The organism is Citreimonas salinaria, from assembly GCF_900107235.1.
GTDB lineage: Bacteria > Pseudomonadota > Alphaproteobacteria > Rhodobacterales > Rhodobacteraceae > Citreimonas > Citreimonas salinaria.
Map to the genome: position 1 here is coordinate 41,983 of NZ_FNPF01000015.1, position 20,731 is coordinate 62,713.

Here is a 20,731-nt window from a genome sequence, read left to right on the forward strand (position 1 = left end):
CGCATCGGAAATCTCCTTGAAGATGAGGCGTCAGGTCGCCCTGTCGTTGAGGTGGCAGGCCGATAGACGGCCTGGGGCCACCTCTTTCAGGGCAGGCACCTCGACGCGGCAGCGGTCAAAGGCATGGGGGCAGCGGGGGTGGAAGTGACATCCGGTGGGTGGATTCATGGGCGAGGGGATCTCTCCCTCGATGGCATGGTAGATCTTTTTGCCGGTCTCGAAGGTCGGGATCTCGCTGACCAGCGCCTGGGTATAGGGGTGGTTGGGACGAGCGATCAGATCCTCGGACTCGCCCAATTCAACAATACGCCCCAGATACATCACCGCGATCCGGTCAGATATGTGTTCGACCACTCCAAGGTCATGGCTGACGAACAGATAGGTGAGATCGAAATCCTGCCGCAGCTTGACGAACAGGTTGAGCACCTGCGCCTGAATTGAGACGTCCAGCGCCGCGACCGACTCGTCGCAGACAAGGAAGTGGGGCCGCACCGCCAGCGCACGCGCGATGCCGATCCGCGCGCGTTGCCCGCCCGAGAACTGGTGCGGGTACCGTTTGCCCATGCTGGGGTCGAGGCCGACCTGATCGAGGAGATCCTCGACATAGGACGCCATCTGGTTGCGCTGCACGATGCCATGGAAGCGTGGGGCCTCGCCCACGATTTCGCGGACCTGCAACCGGGGGTTCAGCGAGGACATGGGGTCTTGGAAGATCATCTGGATCTTGAGCGCGGCATCCCGGGCGGCGGCGCCCTTCAGCGTCGAGACATCCTGCCCATTGTAGAGGATGCGCCCCTCTGACGGCGTGGTCAGCCCCGCAACCATGCGGCCCAGTGTGGATTTGCCGCAGCCGGATTCGCCGACAAGGCCCAGCACCTCGCCCCGGCGGATGTCCAGGTTGACAGTGTCGACGGCATGGACGGTCGCCGGAGCGATCTTGGCACCCAGCTTCCGCGCTGTCCGTTCGGCGAGATCCAAGTCCTTCGAAAAGCGCTTGGACACGCCGTCGATCTGGAGAATCGTGTCAAAACTCAAGACGTCGCCTTCCCGTTGGCTTCGGAATGGGGATGATGGCAGCGTACGCTGCGGTCGGGGCCTGCGGGATCCAGCGTGGGCTCAACTTCGCAGACGCGATCTGCGCGCGGACAGCGGGGGGCGAACTTGCATCCTTGCGGCAGCTTCAGCAGCGAGGGCGTCATCCCCTTGATCTGCGTCAGCATTGCTCCATGGCGCTTGCCTTGCGGCACGCTGTCGATCAGCCCGCGCGTATACGGGTGACGCGGGTTCGATATGACGTCGGAGGTCGGACCTTCCTCGATGATGCGGCCAGCATACATGACGGCCAGCCGGTCGGCGAGGCCGGAAACGACGGCCAGGTCATGGGTGATCCAGATTAGCGCCGTGCCCGATTGGGCACAGATGTTCTGCACCTCGGAAAGGATCTGGGCCTGAATCGTGACATCCAATGCGGTCGTGGGCTCGTCTGCGATAATCAGGTCGGGCTTGTGCAGCAGCGCAATGGCGATGGCCACGCGTTGGCGCATCCCGCCCGAGAACTGGTGTGGATAGCTTTGCAACCGCTCGTCGGGCGAGGAGATGCCAACCTGGACCAGCGCCTCGCGTGACCTGCGCAGCGCCTCGGCCTTGGAAACGTTGTCGTGCGCGCGCACGGTTTCGACCATCTGCGTGTCGACTCGCAGGACAGGGTTCAGCGTCATCATCGGATCTTGAAAGATCATCGCGATGCGCTTGCCCCGCAGGTTGCGCATGATGGCCTCGCCACCCGCAAGCAGGTCATCGCCGTCAAACAGGATCTGTCCCCCGGCGACGCGGCCGGGCGGATCGATGAGCCCCAGGATGGAAAAGCCGGTGACGGACTTACCCGACCCGGACTCGCCGACCAGCCCCAGGATTTGCCCCCTATCCAGCGAGAAACTGACTCCGTCCACCGCCTTGGCCACACCGTCGCGGGTGAAGAAGTGCGTCTGTAGGTTCTTGACGTCCAGTAGTGCGGTCATTTCTGCAACCTCGGGTTCAGGACGTCGCGCAGGCGGTCGCCGACAAGGTTGATGGCGATGATGGTCACCACCAGCGCAATGCCGGGAAACACGCTGATCCAGTAGTTGCCCGACAGAAGGTAGTCATAGCCATTGGCGATCAGCAGCCCGAGCGAGGGCTCGGTGATGGGTACGCCGACGCCGAGGAAGGACAGCGTGGCTTCAAGCGCGATGGCCTGAGCGATCTGAACGGTCGCGACAACAATAAGGGGCGGGACGCAATTGGGCAGCAGGTGGCGGAACATGATGCGGCGGCTTGGCAGCCCGAGACAACGAGCCGCGTCGATGTAATCCTTGCTCCGCTCGACCATGGCCGAACTGCGGACCGTGCGGGCGTAGTATGCCCATTGTACGATCACCAGCGCCATGATGACCTTGTCCACCCCGCGCCCAAGCAGGGCCAAAAGGATCAACGCAATCAGGATGGCAGGAAAGGACAGCTGCAGATCGACGATCCGCATGATGATGCTGTCCAGCCTGCCGCCGAAAAACGCCGCAAAGACGCCCACGATCGTGCCGATCGTGATGGCCAGCGCCAGCGAGACGGTGGCCACCAACAGGCTGATCCGCAGCCCGTACATGATCGCCGACAGCATGTCGCGGCCCTGCTGGTCCGTGCCCAGCCAGTAGGTCATCTCAGTATCGAAGCTGGTTTCGCCGGGCGGCAGGGAGCTGTCCATGATGTTCAGCTGCGCCAGATCATAAGGATTCTGGGGTGCGAGCCACGGCGCCGCAATGGCGATCAACGCCACCAGTCCGAACAGGATGAGGCCCACGACGGCCACGGGATCCTCGATGAACTGCTTGGCGATGCGCTTGCTCGGGCTGTCGATACGCACCGGCGTGTTAGTTGCGATTTCGGTCATCCATTCATCTCCGACAGGCGGATGCGTGGATCCAGAAGCGAATAGATCACATCGACCAGCAGGTTGATCGCGACGATGATCAGCACCGTCAGCATCAGATAAGCGACGATCACGGGACGATCGAGCAGGTTGATGCTGTCGATCAGCAGCTTTCCCATGCCGGGCCAGGCGAAAACGGTCTCGGTCACGATCGCAAAGGCGACCATCGATCCGAGCTCAAGCCCGATGATGGTGACGACGGGGATCATGATGTTCTTGAGCACATGGACCAGCACCACACGGCGGCCCGACAGGCCCTTGGCGCGAGCGAACTTGACATAGTCCTGCAGGCACACCTCGCGCGTGTTGGCGCGGGCAAGGCGGATGATCAGCGACATCTTGAACAGCGCCAGATTGATGGCCGGCAGTATAAGATGCGACAGCCCGTCCAGCGTCAGAAAGCTGACCTGCAGCCCCAGGAATTCGGTAGTTTCCCCGCGTCCGCCCGCGGGCAGCCAGCCCAGAATAACCGCGAAAATCAGGATCAGCAGCATTCCCTGCCAGAAATTCGGAAGCGAAAAGCCCAGAAGCGAGCCTCCCATGATCGAGCGTCCCGCGATGCTGTAAGGCCGCAGCCCTGCCCAGACCCCAAGAGGAATGCCGATGCCGACTGATAGTAGCAGCGCGACCAGCGCCAGCTCCATCGTGGCGGGTAGCCTTTCAAGAATGATGTCAAGCGCGGGGCGACCGTAGACGAAAGAAGTCCCCAGATCGCCCTGCAGAGCGTTCATCACGAAGATACCGAATTGCTGGTACAGGGGCTTGTCCAAGCCGAGGCGTTCGGTCGTGGCGATGATGTCGGCCTGTGTGGCTTCGGGGTTGATCAGCACATCGACCGGATTGCCGATGAAATAGACGCCGATAAAGACCAGAATGGCCATTGCCACGAGGGCAAGCAGGCTCTGGCCCAGGCGGCGGACAAGATAGACGATCATGGCGGGGTCCTTCGGTCCGGCACTCGGCGAGAGGCCGGCACCCCGCGAGGGGTGCCGGCAGGTCGGGTCACTCGGACGCGGGCTCGACTTTGGTGGCCATGGTGTACTGGTCCACGCGCGGCTCGTAGGACAGGTTCGGCTTCATCGCCCACACCGTCTGTTCGTAGTGCAGCGGGATGATGCCGTAATCGTTCAGCACCATGGTTTCGGCCTCCTGCAGCATCCGATCGCGTTTGGTGTCGTCAATGGTCGACATCGCCTCGAGCAGCAGGGCGTCCATCTCGGGGTTGGAATAGCGGCCGGCGTTGGTCGGCCCCATGCCCGTATCCGGATCATATGTTGCGACCAGAGACTTCAGCGGCGAGGACATGTCACCCGAGGATGCGCCCCAGCCGGCCATGTAGATTGGGAACTCCAAGTCGTTGCGACGCGAGAAAAACTGGCTGGCCGTGCTGGCGTCGACGCGCGTGTCGATACCGATCTGCGCCAGCATCTGGGCGACGGCCTGTGCGACCTGTTCGTCGTTGATGTAGCGATCGTTCGGCGTGCCGAGCGTGATCGAGAAACCGTCGGGGTAGCCGGCTTCGGCCAGAAGCTCCTTGGCGCGTTCGGGGTCATAGGGATCGACCGGACGCTCCGAGGTACCGAACATCGGCGGCGGCAGCAACTCGCCTGCCGCCACGGCATATCCGCCCATGATGCGTTCCACGATAGCGTCGCGGTTGATCGACAACGAGATCGCCTCACGCACGCGGGGATCCAGCAGCGGGTTCTCGCCATCAGTGCCGCTGATACCGGGGGCATCCTCAAGCTGCTGCATGTGCAGATAGATCACCCGGTTCGACAGGGCATCCACGACCTTCAAACCGGCGTCTTCGATTCGCGGAAGATCCTGGATGGGCGGCGATTCGATCATGTCCACGTCGCCGGCCAGCAGTGCCGCCACGCGTGGGCCGTCGCTGGTGATGGGGCGCATCACGACGCGCTCCCAGTCCGGCGTGCCACCCCAGTATTCGTCAAAGCGCGAAAGGACGACTTCGGAGCCGCGGGTATAGGTTTCCAGCTTGTAGGGACCAGTGCCCACGGCAACGTCGGGCGAGTTGAAAGCCGGCGCCTGGGGCACTTCGCCCATCCCCTCGCAGGTGCCGTCGGGACCGTAGGTGATCTCTTCCTCGGCGCCCAGAGTGTCCGCGGACACGATTGCCAGACTCCACAGCTCGGTGGGCAGCAGGGGGTTGGTGGCCTTGGTGGTGATCGTCAGGGTGTGGTCGTCCTCGGCCGTCATGTCGGCGATGCCGGCGCTGTAGATGGTGAAGGGCGAGGGTGAGTTCTGCACCAGCGGGATCCGGCAGAACGAATAAATCACATCGCGCGCGGTAAACTCGGAGCCGTCGTGAAACGTGACGCCCTCACGCAGATTGAACCGCCAGGTGGTGTCGTCGATCGCCTCCCAGCTTTCGGCCAGACCGGGGGTGACCTTCTGCACGGCATCCTGGGTGGTCAGCGCCTCGAAGATGTTCTTGGCGACCTGGATGTTGGTGGACAGCTGATGGAATTGCGGGTCCATCGACGTCGCTTCGGACTTCAGCCCGATCGCCAGCTCCTGGGCTGTCGCGGGGCTGATGCCTGCGGCGGCAAGGCCGGCCACGATTGGCAGGGTTAGTGCTCTCATCTTCATATCCTTTCCTGTTGTGGGTCGTTCCGATTTTCGATCCCGAGGTTTGTCCCCGGCGGCGCAAACGTGCTTGGCGTCCACGCTACGATGCGATAATTCGAAGTCAATCAAAAATACCAATGCGGTTTGGTCATAGCTTATGTCGCGTTCTGAAACATCCGCCAAGGCCAGAGACCGCAGCGCGGGCATCACGCTGCGCGAACTTCAGGTTTTGCAGGCCCTTGTCGCGTCCGGCACCGCGATTAGCGCCGCGCGCGAGCTGGGTATCTCTCAGTCGGCAGTCAGCCGAAGGTTGGCCCAGCTGGAGGATCGCCTGGGCTTTCTGCTGTTTGTTCGGGCAGGTGGGCGGCTGGTGCCGAAAGTCGAGGCATTGTCGATTAACGAGCAACTGACGCCGGTCTTTGACACGCTGGCACGCATCGCCAACCATTCGGGTGAACCCGAAAAGACGCATGCCGGTACATTGTCAGTCGTGGCCCCGCCAACAATCGCTCATCGATTCCTGCCGGCTCGGATTTCCGCCTTTAAGAAACAGAACCCGGATCTGCAGATCGCGTTCGACGTTCTGGCCAGCGACAGCCTGCTGACCGGCATCGCCGAGGGGCGGTTCGACGTCGGGATGACCGACAGCAACGTGTCCCATGAAGGCATCAGCCCCGAGCTACTGCTGGAAACGCAGGCAATCTGCATCCTGCCCAAGCGTCATCATCTTGCGTCCTTGGACGTCATTCGTGCCAAGGACCTGCAAGACGAGGCGTTCATCGCCCTGTCGCGCCGCCATTCCAGCCGTGCCGCGATCGACCGGCTGTTCGACCGAGCAGGCCTGCGCCTGAACCGTGTGCTCGAGGCCTCGACCAATGTGTCGGTGATGGAGTTCGTGCGCGAGGGTCTCGGCGTGTCGCTTTTGAATCCGTTTCCGCTGGTCCATCAGATGGGCGAGAGCATCGTCATGCGACCCTTCCTGCCCGCGATCGGCTACAGCACGAACTTCCTGCTTCCCTCCAGCCGCGCGCCCTCGTCGGCGGCGCTGGCCTTCATGCAGGCGGTGCGCGCGAGCCTCGACAGCACCGTCTATCCGACGCCCCCAATTCCGACCTGACAAAGGAAAAACTCGATGCCCACGCCGTCCAGCCGCGAGATCCTGGCCCAGTTGGTCGCCTTCGACACGACCAGCCGCGGGTCGAACCTGGCTCTGATCGACCATGTCCGGGACTACCTGTCCTCCTACGGCGTCGAAAGCCGCCTGGTGATGGATACCACGCGCCAGAAGGCGAACCTGTGGGCCACGATCGGGCCCGCCGACCGGCCGGGCGTGATCCTGTCGGGTCATACCGATACCGTGCCGGTAGACGGTCAGGAGTGGGCCAGCGACCCGTTTGCGCTGGACGCGCGGGAGGGGCGGCTCTTCGGGCGCGGATCGTGCGACATGAAGGGCTTTCTCGCCTGCGCGTTGGCGGCCGTGCCGGGCCTGGTGGCGCGCGACCTGGCGCGCCCGGTGCATCTGGCGTTCTCCTATGACGAAGAGGTCGGCTGTGTCGGTGTCGTCGGCCTGCTGGAAATGCTGCAGGCCGACGACATCCGCCCCGCCATGTGCATCGTCGGTGAGCCAACCCTGATGCAGGTGGTGATCGGCCACAAAGCGAAGCGTTCGATGCGAGTTACGGTGCGAGGCAGGGGGTGCCATTCCTCGCTGGCGCCGCAGGGCGTGAATGCGGTCAACTATGCAGCGCGGCTCGTCGTGCGGATGCAGGACATCGCCGCGCGGCTGGCGTCGATGGGCGGCAACGACCCAGATTACGACATCACCCACAGCACGGCACATACCGGCATCATTCGCGGCGGCACCGCCCTAAACATCGTGCCCGACATTTGCACCTTCGACTGCGAGTTCCGGGTGCTGCCCTCCGAGGATGCCGATGCCCTGGTGCAGGAGCTGCGCGATTATGCCGCCGAGCTCGAGCTCCTGATGCAACAGGTCGCCCCCGAAGCGGGGATCGACATCGACCTCTACGCGCAGTTTCCGGGGCTCGAAACCGTGCCGGATGCGGATGTCGTGACGCTGACCAAGCGACTGACGGGCACCAACGGCCACTCCAAGGTGGCCTTCGGGACCGAGGGCGGCCGCTTTAACGAAATGCTTGGCGTGCCCACTGTGATTTGCGGGCCCGGCTCGATTTCGCAGGCGCACAAACCTGATGAGTATATCGAGCAGTCTCAGCTTGATGCTTGCGATGCGTTCTTGGTGCGTCTTGCGGACTGGGCTACGCAACGACGATAGGCTTGGGCAACAAGGTATGTGATCCCAGGATATTCTTCCAACTCAATTCCGGGAGGTTTCGTGCGCCTGAAGGCACCGTTCCATGTGCAGCTTGTCGATGCGGTGCATCAGTTTCAAATCGGCTTCCGAGACCGGGCGCGGCCGGTAATAGACGCTGCCCCGGCTAATCCCCAGAACGATGGCTTGGCGGCTGACGCTCAGCTTCGCGGTGGGATCAATCATTCTTTTGCGCTCGGCAACAGACCCGCCTTGCCGAGCGCGACGGACAAAATACCGTTCTCCAGCGTCAGCTCTCCGATCTTCGCATTCAGGGGGCTTTGTTGCGCAAAAAGCGTGAAGCCCGCACTGCCCCTTTCCCCAGGCGGACTTATCCTGCGGGCTCTGTGACAGGTATGCCGAGCGCCGTGTAGCCGTTCAGGACGGCAGCGCGGATCTGGAGTTCTGCAACCTGACGGTCGAAGTCGCGTGCCATGAGGCTCTGCCCCAAAAGCTTCACGCAATGCATCTTCGTCTCGGCGCGGCTTCGGCGGTGGTATCCGCTCCACTTTCGCCAGATGGCGCGGCCGAGATATTTCGAAGCGCGGAGCACCTCGTTCCGGGCGATTGCTCCGGCAGTCGATGGCTTCCACGGCCTGGCGTTCTTGCGCGGCGGGATGACGGCATGCGCGCCCCGGTCGGCGACGGCGTCGTGGCACTTGCGCGTATCGTAGGCACCGTCCGCGGTTACCGATCCGATCTCCACGTCCGCGGGAATCTGGCTCGGCAACTCTGGCAACATGGGCGCATCCCCCACGTTGCTACCGGTGACTTCGATGGCGCGGATTTCCAGCGTCCGTTCGTCGACGCCGATGTGGATCTTGCGCCATAAACGGCGTTTCGCGCCGCCATGCTTGCGCGCGTGCCATTCGCCTTCACCCTCCGCCTTGATGCCGGTGCTGTCGATCAGCAGGTGCAGGGGACCTGTCGAGCCGCGATAGGGAATGCGGACGGCCAGGGTCTTCTGACGTCTGCTCAATGGGCTGAAATCCGGCACCGTCCAGTCGAGACCGATCAGCCGCAGGAGGTTCTCGACAAAGCCCGTCGTCTGACGAAGCGCCATGCCGAACAGCACCTTCATGGTCAGGCACGTCTGGATCGCGGCGTCGCTATATCGGGGCTGCCGACCTCGCTTGCCGGTTGGCGCTGGCACCCAGACCATCTCTGGGTCAAACCAGATCGTCAGGGAGCCACGCTGCTTCAGGGCTTCGTTGTAACCCGGCCAGTTCTTGGTCTTGTAGTCCGGTGGGATAGGTCTGCTCATGCAGCCCAGCTACCACTCTGGATTCACGAGATGTATCCCCCTCCGCCTTTGTGCAACAAAGCCCACGACCACCCCCACCGGCAAACTCACCTTCCACGTCTTCGGCGCGCTTGCCGAGTTCGAGCGCACGCTGATCCGAGACCGCACCCAGGCCGGCCTTGCCGCGGCCCGCGCTCGGGGCCGCAAAGGCGGGCGCCGTCCCGCCCTCAACGCCGACAAGCGCGCGCTGGCCGTGCGCCTCTACAATGAGCGCGAGATGCCTATCCCCAGGATCTGCCGCATGATGGGGATCTCGAAGCCCACGCTCTACAGCTATGTCCGCGCCGCCAACGGCGTCACCATCGGTCCGCCGGCCAAATAGCGATGCCAAAACCGTGCCAAATAACGATGCCGGTCACATCCGGGGCAGAGGGCTCGTTTCCACACCCGTGCTTAACACTTCTCCCGTGGTGTGTTCAGAACAGGGGAACCGCAGTTGGCTTTGAAGCCCTGAGCTGACCCTCTTGCTGCCGGGCGCGTGATGGATTCTGCGTGGGGAAACCCATCCTACTCAGTCTGTCCTACCGTCGGGTCTCATTGTCGTGAGCATTTCCAGTTTCAAGCAAAAAACCGGTCGTGTTGGCCGCGATCTGTGGCCTGATGCCAAACGCCGCCCCGATTGCTGCAAGGTTCACCGGGTTGGGAGGGTCGAGGGAGATTCTTGCCTTTCCTTGAGAAAAGCCCTCTTCCAGCCAATCGCGGATGCCGTCCTCCATCCCGACGAGCGATGTCTTCACGCGGCCGGGGATCGGTGCCCCGTCGACAAATGCCATGATCTTCGACGTGACCAAGGCCGGTGCGCCAGGCTTCAGATCCTCGACGATCGGCGCGCTCAGTTCGAGAAGGGCCTTGTCCAGAACCGTCACACCCAGTCTCTCGAAGAGGCCATCACCAACGGTGGCCTGGGTTTCCGGAATGCTGAAGGACGTCTCGAGGTTCAGTTTCGCCTCGATGCTGCCGGGCATATCCAGAAATGCCCCGAGCCGAGCCCCCGTGTCACTGAAACGCAGGCCGAATGTACCGTCACCGACGAGCTCCAGCGCAGCCGCCCTGCCGGACGCCGCTGTGTGTACCCCGGACAGCGGCACGTGAAGACCCTCGGCGGAAAACGCGATCTCTGCATCCGGAAACGGGAAGGGCAGGGTGGACAGGTCGCCATCCGCGAGGGGATCGAGGTAGTCCCCGGACAGATCAATCTGCAAACCGATGTGGTCGGCCTGGCCAAGAGAAACTCCCGTGCCGGACTCCATCCTGACACCGTCGAACGCCATGCGGCCTGAAATGGCTCTCGGTGCCGGCAAGCCTGAGCCTTCCCCTTCCGAGGAGGATAGCCGCGCGAGCACATGGTTAGGAATCGCCGCCGAGCCACTCGCCTCGTCTACCTGGACCGTGTCCATCGCTGCGGACTGGGACCGGAAATCCTCGATCCGCCATTCGGCCGTGAGATCGCACGATCCAGCCTCTCCGCGGTTGCCGAGTGTCAGGGCGATGTTCTCGACCTGCGATATCTCCGGCGGCTCGTTTCCGAGCATGTCCCGGTCAGCCTGGAGCACGAGACCGGCGACTGCGATGCGGGTCTCGGCAGGCTGGAGATCGATGCGGCGAGGACCGCAATCCGGCCAGGCATCATCGGCCCCGATGTCACCGAGCGTCCTGAAGTTCAGGCTGACGGACCGGGCTGAAATCACGCCACGGTCCCGCGCCGTCGTCTCGAGATTGTCGACCCACAAGTCGCCGGTCTTCATATCCACGACCAGGGCTTCGGCCACGTAGGGAACACCGGCATGCCCGAAGCTGACATCGTCGAAGTAGACCCCTTGCTGTTTCGGTCCACCATAGACGCCATCCAGATCTTCGATCGGCAGGCCCGCGTCTTGGATGGCAATCCCGACATCGTCGATCGAGAGACGATCGGAGCCGTCTTCCTGGGCGTGCAGAAGGGCCGGTGTGGACGCCAGGACAAGACCGGCAACAAGTATAGTTCGTCCGGTCATGATCAGTTTCCCAGCAGGTCGGCGTTTCGATTGACGGAGTCGAAGTAACTTCTGCCCTCCGATGATCCCGGTCCCGTCGATGACCGTGGAGTCTGACGAGGCAGCGTGGTGGTAATCACCTGTGTGGGCCGGCTTCCAAGCGCACGCAGCCTGGCAGGAGATGACGTGTCTGAGCCCGGCTTGATCCAATGTGCTCCGGGCCCCGCCGGTTCGATCCATTGCGGTCCAGAATCCGCTGCCCAGGTTGATGCGGAGATCGTCTCCGGCGGCCACGCTGTCGTAGCATACGCGCCCGGCCGTACACCGTTCTCGTCGACCAGGCCCCGGCCGTGAAGGGTGCGCAGGATCTCGGCGGCAATCGGAGCAGCATGGGATCCCCCCAGAACGTTACCCATGGACAAGTTGTCGTCCTTCCCGAGCCAGACGCCCACCACGATGTCCGGTGTGACCCCGACGAACAAAGCGTCACGGTAGTCCTGGCTCGTGCCCGTCTTTCCGATGATCGAAACGGGATGATCGGTGAACGCCCGCGCTGCCGTTCCCCGAAGAACGACCGAGCGCATCATGGACTGCAAGTCTTCCAGGCTCCGATACCGGAAGTGCCGTTCGCCCGATGGCAGAGGATAGGTTGCCTGCTCGTGCCCTCGCGTGACCCGGGCCACTGCATGTGGTTCAATCCTGATCCCGCCGTTGACGATCCCCGCATAGCCCGCGGCAAGCTTGGCGAGCGTGGTTTCAGACGCCCCCAGTGCAGAAGGCAGGTAAGGCCGAAAGTTTCCGTCGTACACGCCGAGCGCCTCGGCCACGGCGCCCACGTTCGATATGCCGACCTCGTTGGCGAGTTTCACCGCGACGATGTTCGAGCTGACAGCCAATGCGGAGTAGAGTGGAAGGTTGCCGTAACGCTCGCCGCCATAGTTCGAAGGACGGTAGCCTCCGTCAAAGGTCACCGGAGTGTCGGAAATGACATCCCTGCTGGACAGGCCATACTCAAGGGCCGCCAGATACACGAACGGCTTGATCGCCGATCCGGGCTGCCGCATCGCCGTCGTTCGATCGAAACCGGAAACCAGCGGGTTCAGACCACCCACGCTGGCCAGCAAGGCTCCCGTGCGGACGTCCATGACGACGACAGCCCCTTCCAGGGACCGTTTGAAGGCCGGCTGCATCTTCCTGTCGAGACCGATGATGTCTCCACGTTGAAGTCCATTGGACCCAGCGACATGGACTTCGTAATCCAGGCTGAATTCGGCCTCCGGAACCGCGACTGTCACCGTGTTCCCGGCCCGTTCGAGAACGACAGCGGCTCTCAATGCGCCATGTGACGGCACGCTCTTCTCGAGCTTCTGCCTGACGGCGGAAGATGTGAGGCTTTCCATTTCCTCCTCGTCGAGACGGCCGAAGGGAACAGGAGAGCCGATCCTGGTGATGGCGTCCCCCAGCGCTTCCTGGGCGATGTTTTGCCATTCCTGGTAAATCGTCGTCTCGATCAACGGAAGGTCGCCGTCCATCCTGGGCTTGGCAATGGCCGCCAAAGGCGAGCCGCGGAGCGTGTCGGCGACGGCCGTGTTGACCCAGCCGGTCGTTGCGGACGACCATTCCGGTGTCGTCACGGACAGCCGCTCATCGCGTGCCAACAAGAACCGGTCCTCGTCGATGAAGCCTTCGCGCAGCATGGACCGCAAGACGTGGTCTCGTCTCTCGTGAGCCCTCTCCGGGTGGTTTCTCGGGTCGTAAAGGGCAGGCCCCCTCAGAATGCCGGCCAGAAAGGCGTTCTCGGACAGCGTCAACTCGCTCCATGGCTTGCCGAACCATGTCTGCGCCGCCGATCCGGCGCCCCATCCACGGCCAAACCAGGCACTGTCGAGATAGGCCGAAAGAACCTCCGACTTTTCACTCGCTGCCTCCAGCCGCGTCGCGAGAACAGCTTCTGCGACCTTCCTGTCGATGGTCAGGTTCGAACCAACGATCTGGTTCTTGATGAGCTGTTGGGTCAGCCCGGACCCTCCGCGCATCGACCCGTTGACCCAGTCCAGGATCGCGCGTCCGGTCCCGAGGGGGTCGACGCCGGTGTGGTCGAGAAATCTCTTGTCCTCAGTCGCGATCAGCGCATTGAGGAAGTCTGCCGGCAGTCGATCGAGATCCACCATGACCGCATCGGATCCGCCGATCCGGTAAGCAACACCTTCAGGTGTCTCGATCCGGGCATTTATACCGCGGGACACTTCCAGTGCCTGCTCGCGCAGGTTTCCATCGGAAATGTCCACCCCGTACGGCGTCGTCGACACGGAGGCCATCGCACCCACCGCCAGCCGGGTCAGGACGTGCAGGCCGGTCTGCGAGTGCGCCTGTGGCGCAGCAAGCAGGAGAGCGAGCACGCTCACTGCGCCTGTCCGGAGGAGGCGGGCCTTGATCGTCACAGGTTTCTCCGATTTCGTCGGCAATCTATACTCCGCGGTCTGCCTATCATCCTTGAGACCGAATGTCGTGACCGGGCCCTGCGTTTCCAAGGTCCAGCGCTTTGTCCTGCTCGGCGCTGCAGGCAGGATCGATCTGCGCGTCAACGGACCCGTCTGCGCCGCCAGGTCACAGCGCCACACATGGATCCGGCGAGTACGCCTCCGAGATGTGCCTGCCACGCCACGACGCCGCCTGCCAGAAACGAAAAGACCACGTTCAGGGCAAGCAGGGCCAGGGCCTGCTTGAGTAACAAGTCGACGCCACTCCGCGCGACAAGTCGGTCGCGGAGCTCCCAGAATCCCAAGACTCCCACGAGCCCGAACAGCACACCCGATGCGCCGACCATCGGCGCACCGCTCTGGCTCAGTCCGGCATATGCAAAGCCCGAGCCGAGCGCGCTGAGCCCAATGATCAGCAAGAAAGTACTCTGCCGGACACGCGCGTAGACCATCGGGCCGAGCCACATCAGTCCGACCATGTTCATGAACAGGTGCAGCAGTCCGCCATGCAGGACCACGCTTGTCGCGAACATGAGGATGGCCTGGCCCGGATAGAGTTCCAGGCCGCCGCGCAATGCACCCGGCCAAAAGCCGCCAAAGGCAATCATCACGTTCCGGACCTGAGTGCCGAAGCCTACCATTTGCGCCACGAACGCGATGAGTTCGAGCACGACGCAGACCATCACGAACGTCCGGATCGGAGTTGGCTGCCGGGACCATTCGGTGCTCATGGTGCGTCCGCACTCCTTGGCGTTTGGGCCGCCAACATCACCTCAGCCTTGTGGGTGCTGTCCGGCAGTCCCCGGACCTTCACGTCACGCTCAGATGCTCTGGCAGCCTCTTCGGTTCTGCGACCCCCGCGTAGTTATTCGACGATTTCTCCGGGCCTGACGCCCCAAAGGCGGTCCTTGGCCACCCAGCCCTCGTATCCATTCTTTTCAAGCCAGCACCAAACACGGGTACATTCGTCGATCTGCGCCACCACGCCCTGCTCCAGAATGGCAACCTTGCGAGCGTCAGCGTCAGGCTGCACCCGCATAGAAGCGGCCTCGCTCTCTACCTGCGCTGTGCGTTTGCCTGACAGGAGTACGTAGTGCACCCAGCCACCCAGGCCGTCGCGGTCCACGACACGGCGCCAGTGGCCGTGCTCCGCCGTGATGAGGACGGGCAGGCCCTTGCGCTGGTAGACCCAATCGATCCGGTGGGTCAGGGATGGTCCTCGGCGTACGTTCGCCTTCGCCGCCCTGACCGACACAAAGCGCGGCAGCGGCAAATCCGTTACCGGTCCCCGGGTGACCTTGTCAGCCCATCCAGCGGACACCGACATGATCAAGGCCAGCATCGCGACGATCACGCTCTTCATCAATCTTTCCCCGCCGAGGCCCCGCTCCCGCGCACTTGAACCCAGCGCGCCCCTCCTGGGCCGCAAAGATCCTATCGGCAAATTCCAAAGGAGTCGAAGGCATTCACCTCTTGCCCCACGGCCTGAGAGCTGACGCTTCGCCAAAGGCATAAACCTCGGTTGCCTTGTTTCATACCGCATCGTTCTTACCATCAGTGTGTCACCAAGGAGGAAAGCTCATGACCGACGACGCACGTCTCGCTTCTCTGCGCACCCGCCACGCCAGTATCGACGCCGAGATTGAACGGCTACAGAAGCATCCGGGCGCAGACGAGCTGCACATCGCCGACCTGAAGAAACAGAAGCTGGTCGTGAAGGAGGAAATGGTCCGCCTGGAGCAGGACGAGGCCTCAGCAGACTGACCGCAACCCCAAACGCCGGATGCGGCCGGAACGCGCAGCCCGTCCAGACGTCGAAGGTCCACGATCTGTCGCAGGCTTTCGGGTCGTTGATGTTTCCGGACGCCAAGGTTGAAGTCTTGGCAGGGTTGGTGGAACGGGTCACGTTCCCGCCGATGAGATAATCCAGGGCGGCCTGTTCCCCTTATCGGGCGCGGATCGTGATTGCGGCGTCGCATTGCTCGCGCCAGATGTCCTCGAACTTCACCATGGCGACCCACCCTCCTTTCCGTGTGCGCCAGTTGTTCGCGCGCGCTGTGACGCTGCGATACGTGGCGAAGCTGGGAGCCCGGTTGACCGAGGAAAGCCACGAGGCTGGTTCAGAGGATCTCAGCGCTCCGACCATTTGCAATGGACGAACCGCTGACGGCTTTTTGAAACGCTGATCAGCTGTGCGAGGAAGCTTTCGGCGAATGATGAGTGACCATGAACCCGCCGAGGGCTGGCCGACTTGTTCATGGGGTGCGTCGGCTGGCTGACGGGCATTCAGGAAGCGCTCAAGTATGCGAGGGCTTGCGTGGCGCAACGTCTGAACGCCCAGTGGGTCAGTCAATCGACTTTGTGGGGGCGCCCCCGGTAGCGGGGACAACCAACGCGCCGGGGGCTGACCGACGCGCGTTCGTGCGAGCGCCGGCTGAACTGTAGATATCCACGCTCCATTCATTTGCAACCGGCATGACCGCTCGCTGACCCGGCACGCCACACTACCGCAACGATCAGAGACGGAGGCCGCATGCAGGACCCCAGTCCCTTCGGGGAATCTTCAAATGCGCGGCGCCCCTACTCTTGAAATGTGCTTGGTGAGCATCAAGCCGGGAGGCGGCTTGGACGAGGCGCGGGGGCGCGGAAGTTTTGGAGGCCGCGTCCCCGCGCCCTTAGGGAAGATGACAACCCGGAAAATACCCGTGGCTATCAGTAGAAACGAAGCGCCTCATGCCACGTGCTTGCCGCGCCTCGGTCCGAACAGTACCACAACCTGAATGGCATCGCCATGGATATGCCGTGGAAGCGCGCAGCGCGCCCTCTATTTGCTGGCGCATTTCGGCGATGTGGACTCTGATCTTGCCTGCGGAAATTCCTTCCGCTCCGGCGCGCGTATGGGCGTCCCGCTGGCCATCGAGGTTCTGGTCCTTGGTCGAGACGCGCGCATACCCCAGGATCATTGACATAAATCCTCCAAAAACATCGTTGGTTTTGGAAGGGGGTTTTGATCCTGGTCAACCTATTGAAATCCGGAGGGCAGGGGAGGACGGTCAGAAACGACCGCTTTCGGGAAAAAACGCTTTGGCAACGAATTCGTGCCCGGCGTGCGGACAAAGCTGCGATGTCGCATGAAGCGCACTCGACTCTGATTTGCTGCGACCAACGTCCCGGACGGCTGAAGTGTCGCCCGAGCGTCGAGACGGAACTGGCACTGGGGCCGGTAGTTGCTCCGAAAGGTCGTCCCGTCCCGGCAAAGCCGCGGCGCCAGGCCAACATTCGAAATGGAGTTGCCCACATGACATACTTGGCCAATTTGACGGCGATGACGCTTGCGGCTCTGATCTTTGCTCCAGGGCTCTCCGCCGATGCTCAGCCGGCCGGCTGTCCACCGGGACTCGCAAAGAAGAACCCGCCATGCGTGCCGCCGGGGCAGGCAAAAAAGGGAGTGACGACAGAGCAGTGGCTGACGCTTCATCAGGTTGGCGAGCGCGTCGATCCCGACAATGTCGACTGGATCGACGACTTTGCACGCTATGACCTGCCTCCGCTGTCCGACGGCCGCCGCTACGCTACGATCGACGGCACGCTCGTCGTGCTGGACCCGGAGAGCTACGAGATTCTGCAGCTCATTCGGTCCGCCGCGGCTGTTTTCGATTAAATGCATCTGGTGCTTGTTCCGAAAGCGGAACCGCCCGTCTGCGCCCTGGTTCAGAGAGCGAGTGGTGGATCGTGCCGGTAATGCAGGACCAAAGGCCGCATGATCGACACAGTCCTTCTCCTGTCAGCCGTCTTTCTGGTCTTTGCCATCTTGGCGGGAGGCCTTCTTAACGCGTCCCAAGCATCACCGCTTGTGTGGTGCCGTGCCCGAGCGAGTGCTGGCTGGCGAGCCGGTGCCAACAGTTATCTTATTCAGAACGAACGAAAGAAGAGCGCTCGCCCTCGGTGCAGCGCGATCATCGGCTCGGTCTTGATCTGCGTCCTGCTGCTGTCGGCGGGTGCGACCGCCCAAGGTGAAGATGACGGTCCGGAGATATTTGCCTTCGAGGCGGAAGCCATCAATGAGGGCTTGCCGCAGGTCAGATCGTCCCTTCGCCTCGACACGCCTTGGAGTCCTACCTCGACGAGCAGTTCGCGTCAGACATAGACGCCCGGGACGCAGCCATACAGGCCTTGGAAAGCGAAGGGGCGGCTGTCTTCATGCGTGGAGATACGTGGTTCCGTTCCGGAAAGGGTGAGGCTGGCGGGCCCTTGCCTCCGCGATCGCGTCACCTGCTCTTTAGCGCTTGCCTAACCAAGAGTGCCGCAGAAACTCCCACAACCAAGCCAACGGCGTTGGCGGTGAAGTCGGTCCACTGTGCTCCTCGACCGACCAAGGGCTGAAGGAGTTCCACCAATCCCCCCGCAGCCAGCGCCACTGCGCTAAAAAGGCGCCAGCGGGCTGGGAATGCGACGACGATCAGGAAGCTGACCAGACCGAAGCCCACCGCGTGCAGGCGCCGCCCCGCAACCGAGACAAGCTCGCCGAGGATCTCGCCGGGCAGAAATGCCCCGATCCCAAAAAGAAGCGCCAACAGGGCAGCGGCCGAGACGGCCATCCATCGAAACCCATTCATCCGCGTTATGTGCTGCCGCAGGCGGAGGGGCGCAAGGCGCGGAATCAGAAGCTGTGCTGCGCCTGACACAACGAGCGTCGAGCCGCAGCCAAAAGTCGCTGCACACTTGACAATGGCCGAGGTTCGGAATTCGGCAACAGTATCACCCCGTAGTAGTCGCTGCGTATAACCTTTACGAAATCAATATGTTACGTCGAAAGTGCATTTCTTGCGAGCTTTCGGGAACTTAATAGGCGCCACAATCGTTTAGTGATCTCGTAGGCGAAAGACGCACAGGATTACCCACAGAATCTGTGAATAACGATCCCGGTTCAAATAGACCACCAGCGGGGTGATCTGAGAGAATGACCGCAAGCCCTGATGACATTCCCGCACGTGCGTTTCCACCGAGCAATTCGCTCAGCCAGCCCTGTACGCAGTACCGCGGATGTTTCGGGATTTTAAGGAGAGTCTGAAAAACCTCGCGCGCTAAGCGGGTTGGGATAGACTGAGCGGGACGAAGAAGGATGCCCGCCGATGCCCAAGCAGCCAGTCTTTCCCGGCCTCCGCTACGCGATGAAGAAGAAGCAGACGCGTCGCGAGAAGTTCCTGGCCGAGATGGAAGAGGTGGTGCCGTGGACGCGGTTGCTGGCCCTGATCGAACCGCATTACCCGAAGCGTGGTGCGCGCGGAGGGCGTCCGCCGATGCCCTTGGAGACGATGCTGCGGGTGTATTTCCTTCAGCAATGGTATGCGCTGAGCGATCCCATGGCCGAGGAAATGCTCTACGACAGCGAGGCCATGCGCCGGTTCGCGGGCATCGAGCTCGGCGATGACCGCATCCCCGATGAGACGACGATCCTGAACTTCCGACACCTGCTGGAGAAGCATGCGCTGACGGAGCGGTTGTTCGTCGAAGTGAACAAGCATCTGGCCGATCAGGGCATCACCCTGCGCTCAGGCACGCTCGTAGATGCGACAATCATCGACGCGCCATCCTCGACCAAGAACGAAGCCAAGGCGCGCGACCCCGAGATGTCATCGACGAAGAAGGGCAACGACTGGTTCTTCGGGATGAAAGCACACGTCGGCGTCGACGCCGATAGCGGCATCGTCCACAGCCTCGAGACCACGACGGCGAAGGTGCACGACAGCCAGGTCTGGGATGAACTCCTGCATGGGCGGGAGACATCGGTGTGGGCGGACAAGGGCTATGTCAGTGCCGCCCGCGAGGCCGCGTTCTCAGGCCACGACAAGTTCTGGGGCGTCATGCGGAAGGCGCCCAAGGGCGGCGCACTCGACCCCATCGACGCGGATATCAACCGGATCATTGCCATGGTGCGCGCCCGGGTCGAGCATCCGTTCCGCGTGCTCAAGCGCCAGTTCGGTTATCTGAAGACCCGCTACCGGGGGCTGGCCAAGAACCGCGCGCAGCTCTTCACACTGTTCGCCCTCGGCAACCTGTTCCTCGTGCGACGGAAGCTGATGGCATGAGGCGGATCAATCCAGCGCGCATGGGCTGCGCCCGACGCTTTCACAGCCCGACCGACAGGCTCTCGGCGAAGCCGAAGCTGTAATTCAGACGTTCCTTAAAGGTGCCGTCAGGGTTGCAATTTACGCAGCGCCCGTTGCCAAGGATGTAGCGGAGATGTTTTCCGTCCGCTTGCTTAGTCACGGCGGTCGTGGTGCCCTCGTCTGACTGGCACTTCATGATCTGCATGTTTGTCCATTGAGCCGGCATGAATACTCCATTGGCTACGGCGGGTCCCAGCCGGGGGGCGCCCCTGCTGAGCGCACGCTGGCTTGTTCAGCGACCCTTGAGTCTACATGGCTGCGAAGGGCAGGGAGGGACGCGATGGTGGCGCTGCGATGCGGTAATCGCGTAGTCCACGCGTGAGCAATATCTGAATGCTCAGTCTGCGTGTCACTGCTGTGCAGCGCGTATGATCGCCGAACCTGGCAGGAACTGGGGAGCGCTACGTCGATTGGAGTTCTCGCAGCCTGCAACACGTCGTACTGTGGCTATAGCTATTCCCCCGGAAAAGCAGGCTGCGGTCGAGAACATTTCGGTGCGAGCAGAACAACGGCAAGGGAGACGAGGACATGGAAGCCCTGCTTGATGCAATCGGAGCGGTCGCCCTTATTCTCCTGACCGCGATCGGATTGGGCGCCGGCTACCTCGCGGGAAAGATCGCCGGCCGGAACATGGCTCTCTACATGGTGGTGGGCGTGGTGGCAGCGGTCGCGACGCCCTTCTTGCTGGCTGCGCTCGGCATCGGGATTCTCGCTGCTGGCGGGCTGCTTCTTCTGGCCCTCGTGTCAGCTGTTGGCGCGCTTGTCGTACTTGCACTGGTCCGAGCATTGCTGGGGCGAAAGTGAAGCCACTCTGCCAGCCCCACAATGGCCCTCTGCAGAGGTAGGGAAGGTCACCAACCCGTGTGCAAGTCAAGGCGCACCGGCAAACGTGCCTGCCAAGGCGCGGATGCCTGTCGTA

General features: G+C 62.4%; 19 protein-coding genes and 1 pseudogene. 8 read left to right on the forward strand and 12 right to left on the reverse strand.

Going from position 1 to position 20,731, the window contains the following annotated elements:
• Positions 1-30: 30 nt before the first annotated feature.
• The 5 genes from BLW27_RS15840 to BLW27_RS15860 all read right to left on the reverse strand — a co-directional run bounded on the left by BLW27_RS15840 (position 31) and on the right by BLW27_RS15860 (position 5,569).
• Complete coding sequence (locus BLW27_RS15840) at positions 31-978, reverse strand: ABC transporter ATP-binding protein (RefSeq protein ID WP_245710905.1); 948 nt, start codon at positions 976-978, stop codon at positions 31-33.
• Positions 979-1,031: 53 nt separating this feature from the next.
• The gene (locus BLW27_RS15845) at positions 1,032-2,018 is read right to left on the reverse strand and encodes an ABC transporter ATP-binding protein (RefSeq protein WP_089884712.1); all 987 of its coding nucleotides are present in this window, start codon (positions 2,016-2,018) and stop codon (positions 1,032-1,034) included.
• Entirely contained in the window at positions 2,015-2,923 is a 909-nt protein-coding gene (locus BLW27_RS15850; RefSeq protein ID WP_089884714.1) for an ABC transporter permease, read from the reverse strand. Before BLW27_RS15850 ends, BLW27_RS15845 begins: the two co-directional genes overlap by 4 nt.
• Positions 2,920-3,897 (reverse strand): ABC transporter permease, encoded by a 978-nt coding sequence (locus BLW27_RS15855; protein ID WP_089884716.1) that lies wholly within the window; start codon positions 3,895-3,897, stop codon positions 2,920-2,922. Before BLW27_RS15855 ends, BLW27_RS15850 begins: the two co-directional genes overlap by 4 nt.
• Positions 3,898-3,964: 67 nt before the next feature.
• Positions 3,965-5,569: an ABC transporter substrate-binding protein gene (locus tag BLW27_RS15860; RefSeq protein WP_089884827.1), complete on the reverse strand. Its 1,605-nt coding sequence runs from the start codon at positions 5,567-5,569 to the stop codon at positions 3,965-3,967.
• Between the two features lie 142 nt (positions 5,570-5,711).
• On the opposite strand from BLW27_RS15860, the gene BLW27_RS15865 reads away from it, so the two are divergent.
• Together BLW27_RS15865 and argE are read left to right on the forward strand one after the other, a co-directional pair.
• Entirely contained in the window at positions 5,712-6,671 is a 960-nt protein-coding gene (locus BLW27_RS15865) for a LysR substrate-binding domain-containing protein (RefSeq protein WP_089884717.1), read from the forward strand.
• Between the two features lie 15 nt (positions 6,672-6,686).
• Complete coding sequence (argE, locus tag BLW27_RS15870; protein ID WP_089884719.1) at positions 6,687-7,850, forward strand: acetylornithine deacetylase; 1,164 nt, start codon at positions 6,687-6,689, stop codon at positions 7,848-7,850.
• Between the two features lie 78 nt (positions 7,851-7,928).
• Here the strand turns inward: argE and BLW27_RS21755 are convergent.
• Positions 7,929-8,161: pseudogene (locus BLW27_RS21755) on the reverse strand (IS3 family transposase); the annotation flags it as partial.
• Positions 8,162-8,217: 56 nt separating this feature from the next.
• Positions 8,218-9,150 carry an IS5 family transposase gene (locus tag BLW27_RS15880; RefSeq protein ID WP_089884724.1) on the reverse strand — a complete coding sequence of 311 codons (933 nt, stop codon included), beginning with the start codon at positions 9,148-9,150 and terminating at the stop codon, positions 8,218-8,220.
• Between BLW27_RS15880 and BLW27_RS15885 the strand changes: the two genes are divergently transcribed.
• The gene (locus tag BLW27_RS15885) at positions 9,149-9,511 is read left to right on the forward strand and encodes a recombinase family protein (RefSeq protein WP_089884726.1); all 363 of its coding nucleotides are present in this window, start codon (positions 9,149-9,151) and stop codon (positions 9,509-9,511) included. The two genes, BLW27_RS15880 and BLW27_RS15885, sit on opposite strands and share 2 nt — an antisense overlap.
• A 199-nt stretch (positions 9,512-9,710) precedes the next feature.
• Here BLW27_RS15885 and BLW27_RS15890 read toward each other — a convergent pair whose 3' ends face one another.
• The 4 genes from BLW27_RS15890 to BLW27_RS15905 all read right to left on the reverse strand — a co-directional run bounded on the left by BLW27_RS15890 (position 9,711) and on the right by BLW27_RS15905 (position 15,005).
• Positions 9,711-11,183 carry a hypothetical protein gene (locus BLW27_RS15890; RefSeq protein WP_089884728.1) on the reverse strand — a complete coding sequence of 491 codons (1,473 nt, stop codon included), beginning with the start codon at positions 11,181-11,183 and terminating at the stop codon, positions 9,711-9,713.
• Positions 11,184-11,185: 2 nt separating this feature from the next.
• The gene (locus BLW27_RS15895) at positions 11,186-13,603 is read right to left on the reverse strand and encodes a transglycosylase domain-containing protein (protein ID WP_143042303.1); all 2,418 of its coding nucleotides are present in this window, start codon (positions 13,601-13,603) and stop codon (positions 11,186-11,188) included.
• A gap of 140 nt (positions 13,604-13,743) precedes the next feature.
• Entirely contained in the window at positions 13,744-14,373 is a 630-nt protein-coding gene (locus BLW27_RS15900; protein ID WP_089884732.1) for a rhomboid family intramembrane serine protease, read from the reverse strand.
• Between the two features lie 134 nt (positions 14,374-14,507).
• Entirely contained in the window at positions 14,508-15,005 is a 498-nt protein-coding gene (locus BLW27_RS15905; protein ID WP_089884734.1) for an SH3 domain-containing protein, read from the reverse strand.
• Between the two features lie 218 nt (positions 15,006-15,223).
• Here BLW27_RS15905 and BLW27_RS15910 point away from each other — a divergent pair, with 218 nt between their 5' ends.
• The 4 genes from BLW27_RS15910 to BLW27_RS15930 all read left to right on the forward strand — a co-directional run bounded on the left by BLW27_RS15910 (position 15,224) and on the right by BLW27_RS15930 (position 19,731).
• Positions 15,224-15,406, forward strand: a complete 183-nt coding sequence (locus BLW27_RS15910; protein ID WP_089884736.1) for a YdcH family protein — start codon at positions 15,224-15,226, stop codon at positions 15,404-15,406.
• A gap of 1,534 nt (positions 15,407-16,940) precedes the next feature.
• Positions 16,941-17,303, forward strand: coding sequence for a YlmC/YmxH family sporulation protein (locus BLW27_RS20840; RefSeq protein ID WP_143042304.1), 363 nt, complete (start codon positions 16,941-16,943; stop codon positions 17,301-17,303).
• A gap of 625 nt (positions 17,304-17,928) precedes the next feature.
• The gene (locus BLW27_RS20845) at positions 17,929-18,324 is read left to right on the forward strand and encodes a hypothetical protein (protein ID WP_143042305.1); all 396 of its coding nucleotides are present in this window, start codon (positions 17,929-17,931) and stop codon (positions 18,322-18,324) included.
• Between the two features lie 450 nt (positions 18,325-18,774).
• Complete coding sequence (locus BLW27_RS15930) at positions 18,775-19,731, forward strand: IS5 family transposase (RefSeq protein ID WP_089884745.1); 957 nt, start codon at positions 18,775-18,777, stop codon at positions 19,729-19,731.
• Between the two features lie 40 nt (positions 19,732-19,771).
• On the opposite strand, the gene BLW27_RS15935 is transcribed toward BLW27_RS15930, so the two are convergent.
• A complete protein-coding gene (locus BLW27_RS15935; protein ID WP_245710906.1) occupies positions 19,772-19,957 on the reverse strand; it encodes a hypothetical protein in 186 nt (61 codons plus the stop codon).
• A gap of 383 nt (positions 19,958-20,340) precedes the next feature.
• Here BLW27_RS15935 and BLW27_RS15940 point away from each other — a divergent pair, with 383 nt between their 5' ends.
• The gene (locus BLW27_RS15940; RefSeq protein WP_089884749.1) at positions 20,341-20,616 is read left to right on the forward strand and encodes a GlsB/YeaQ/YmgE family stress response membrane protein; all 276 of its coding nucleotides are present in this window, start codon (positions 20,341-20,343) and stop codon (positions 20,614-20,616) included.
• The last annotated feature ends 115 nt before the right edge of the window (positions 20,617-20,731 follow it).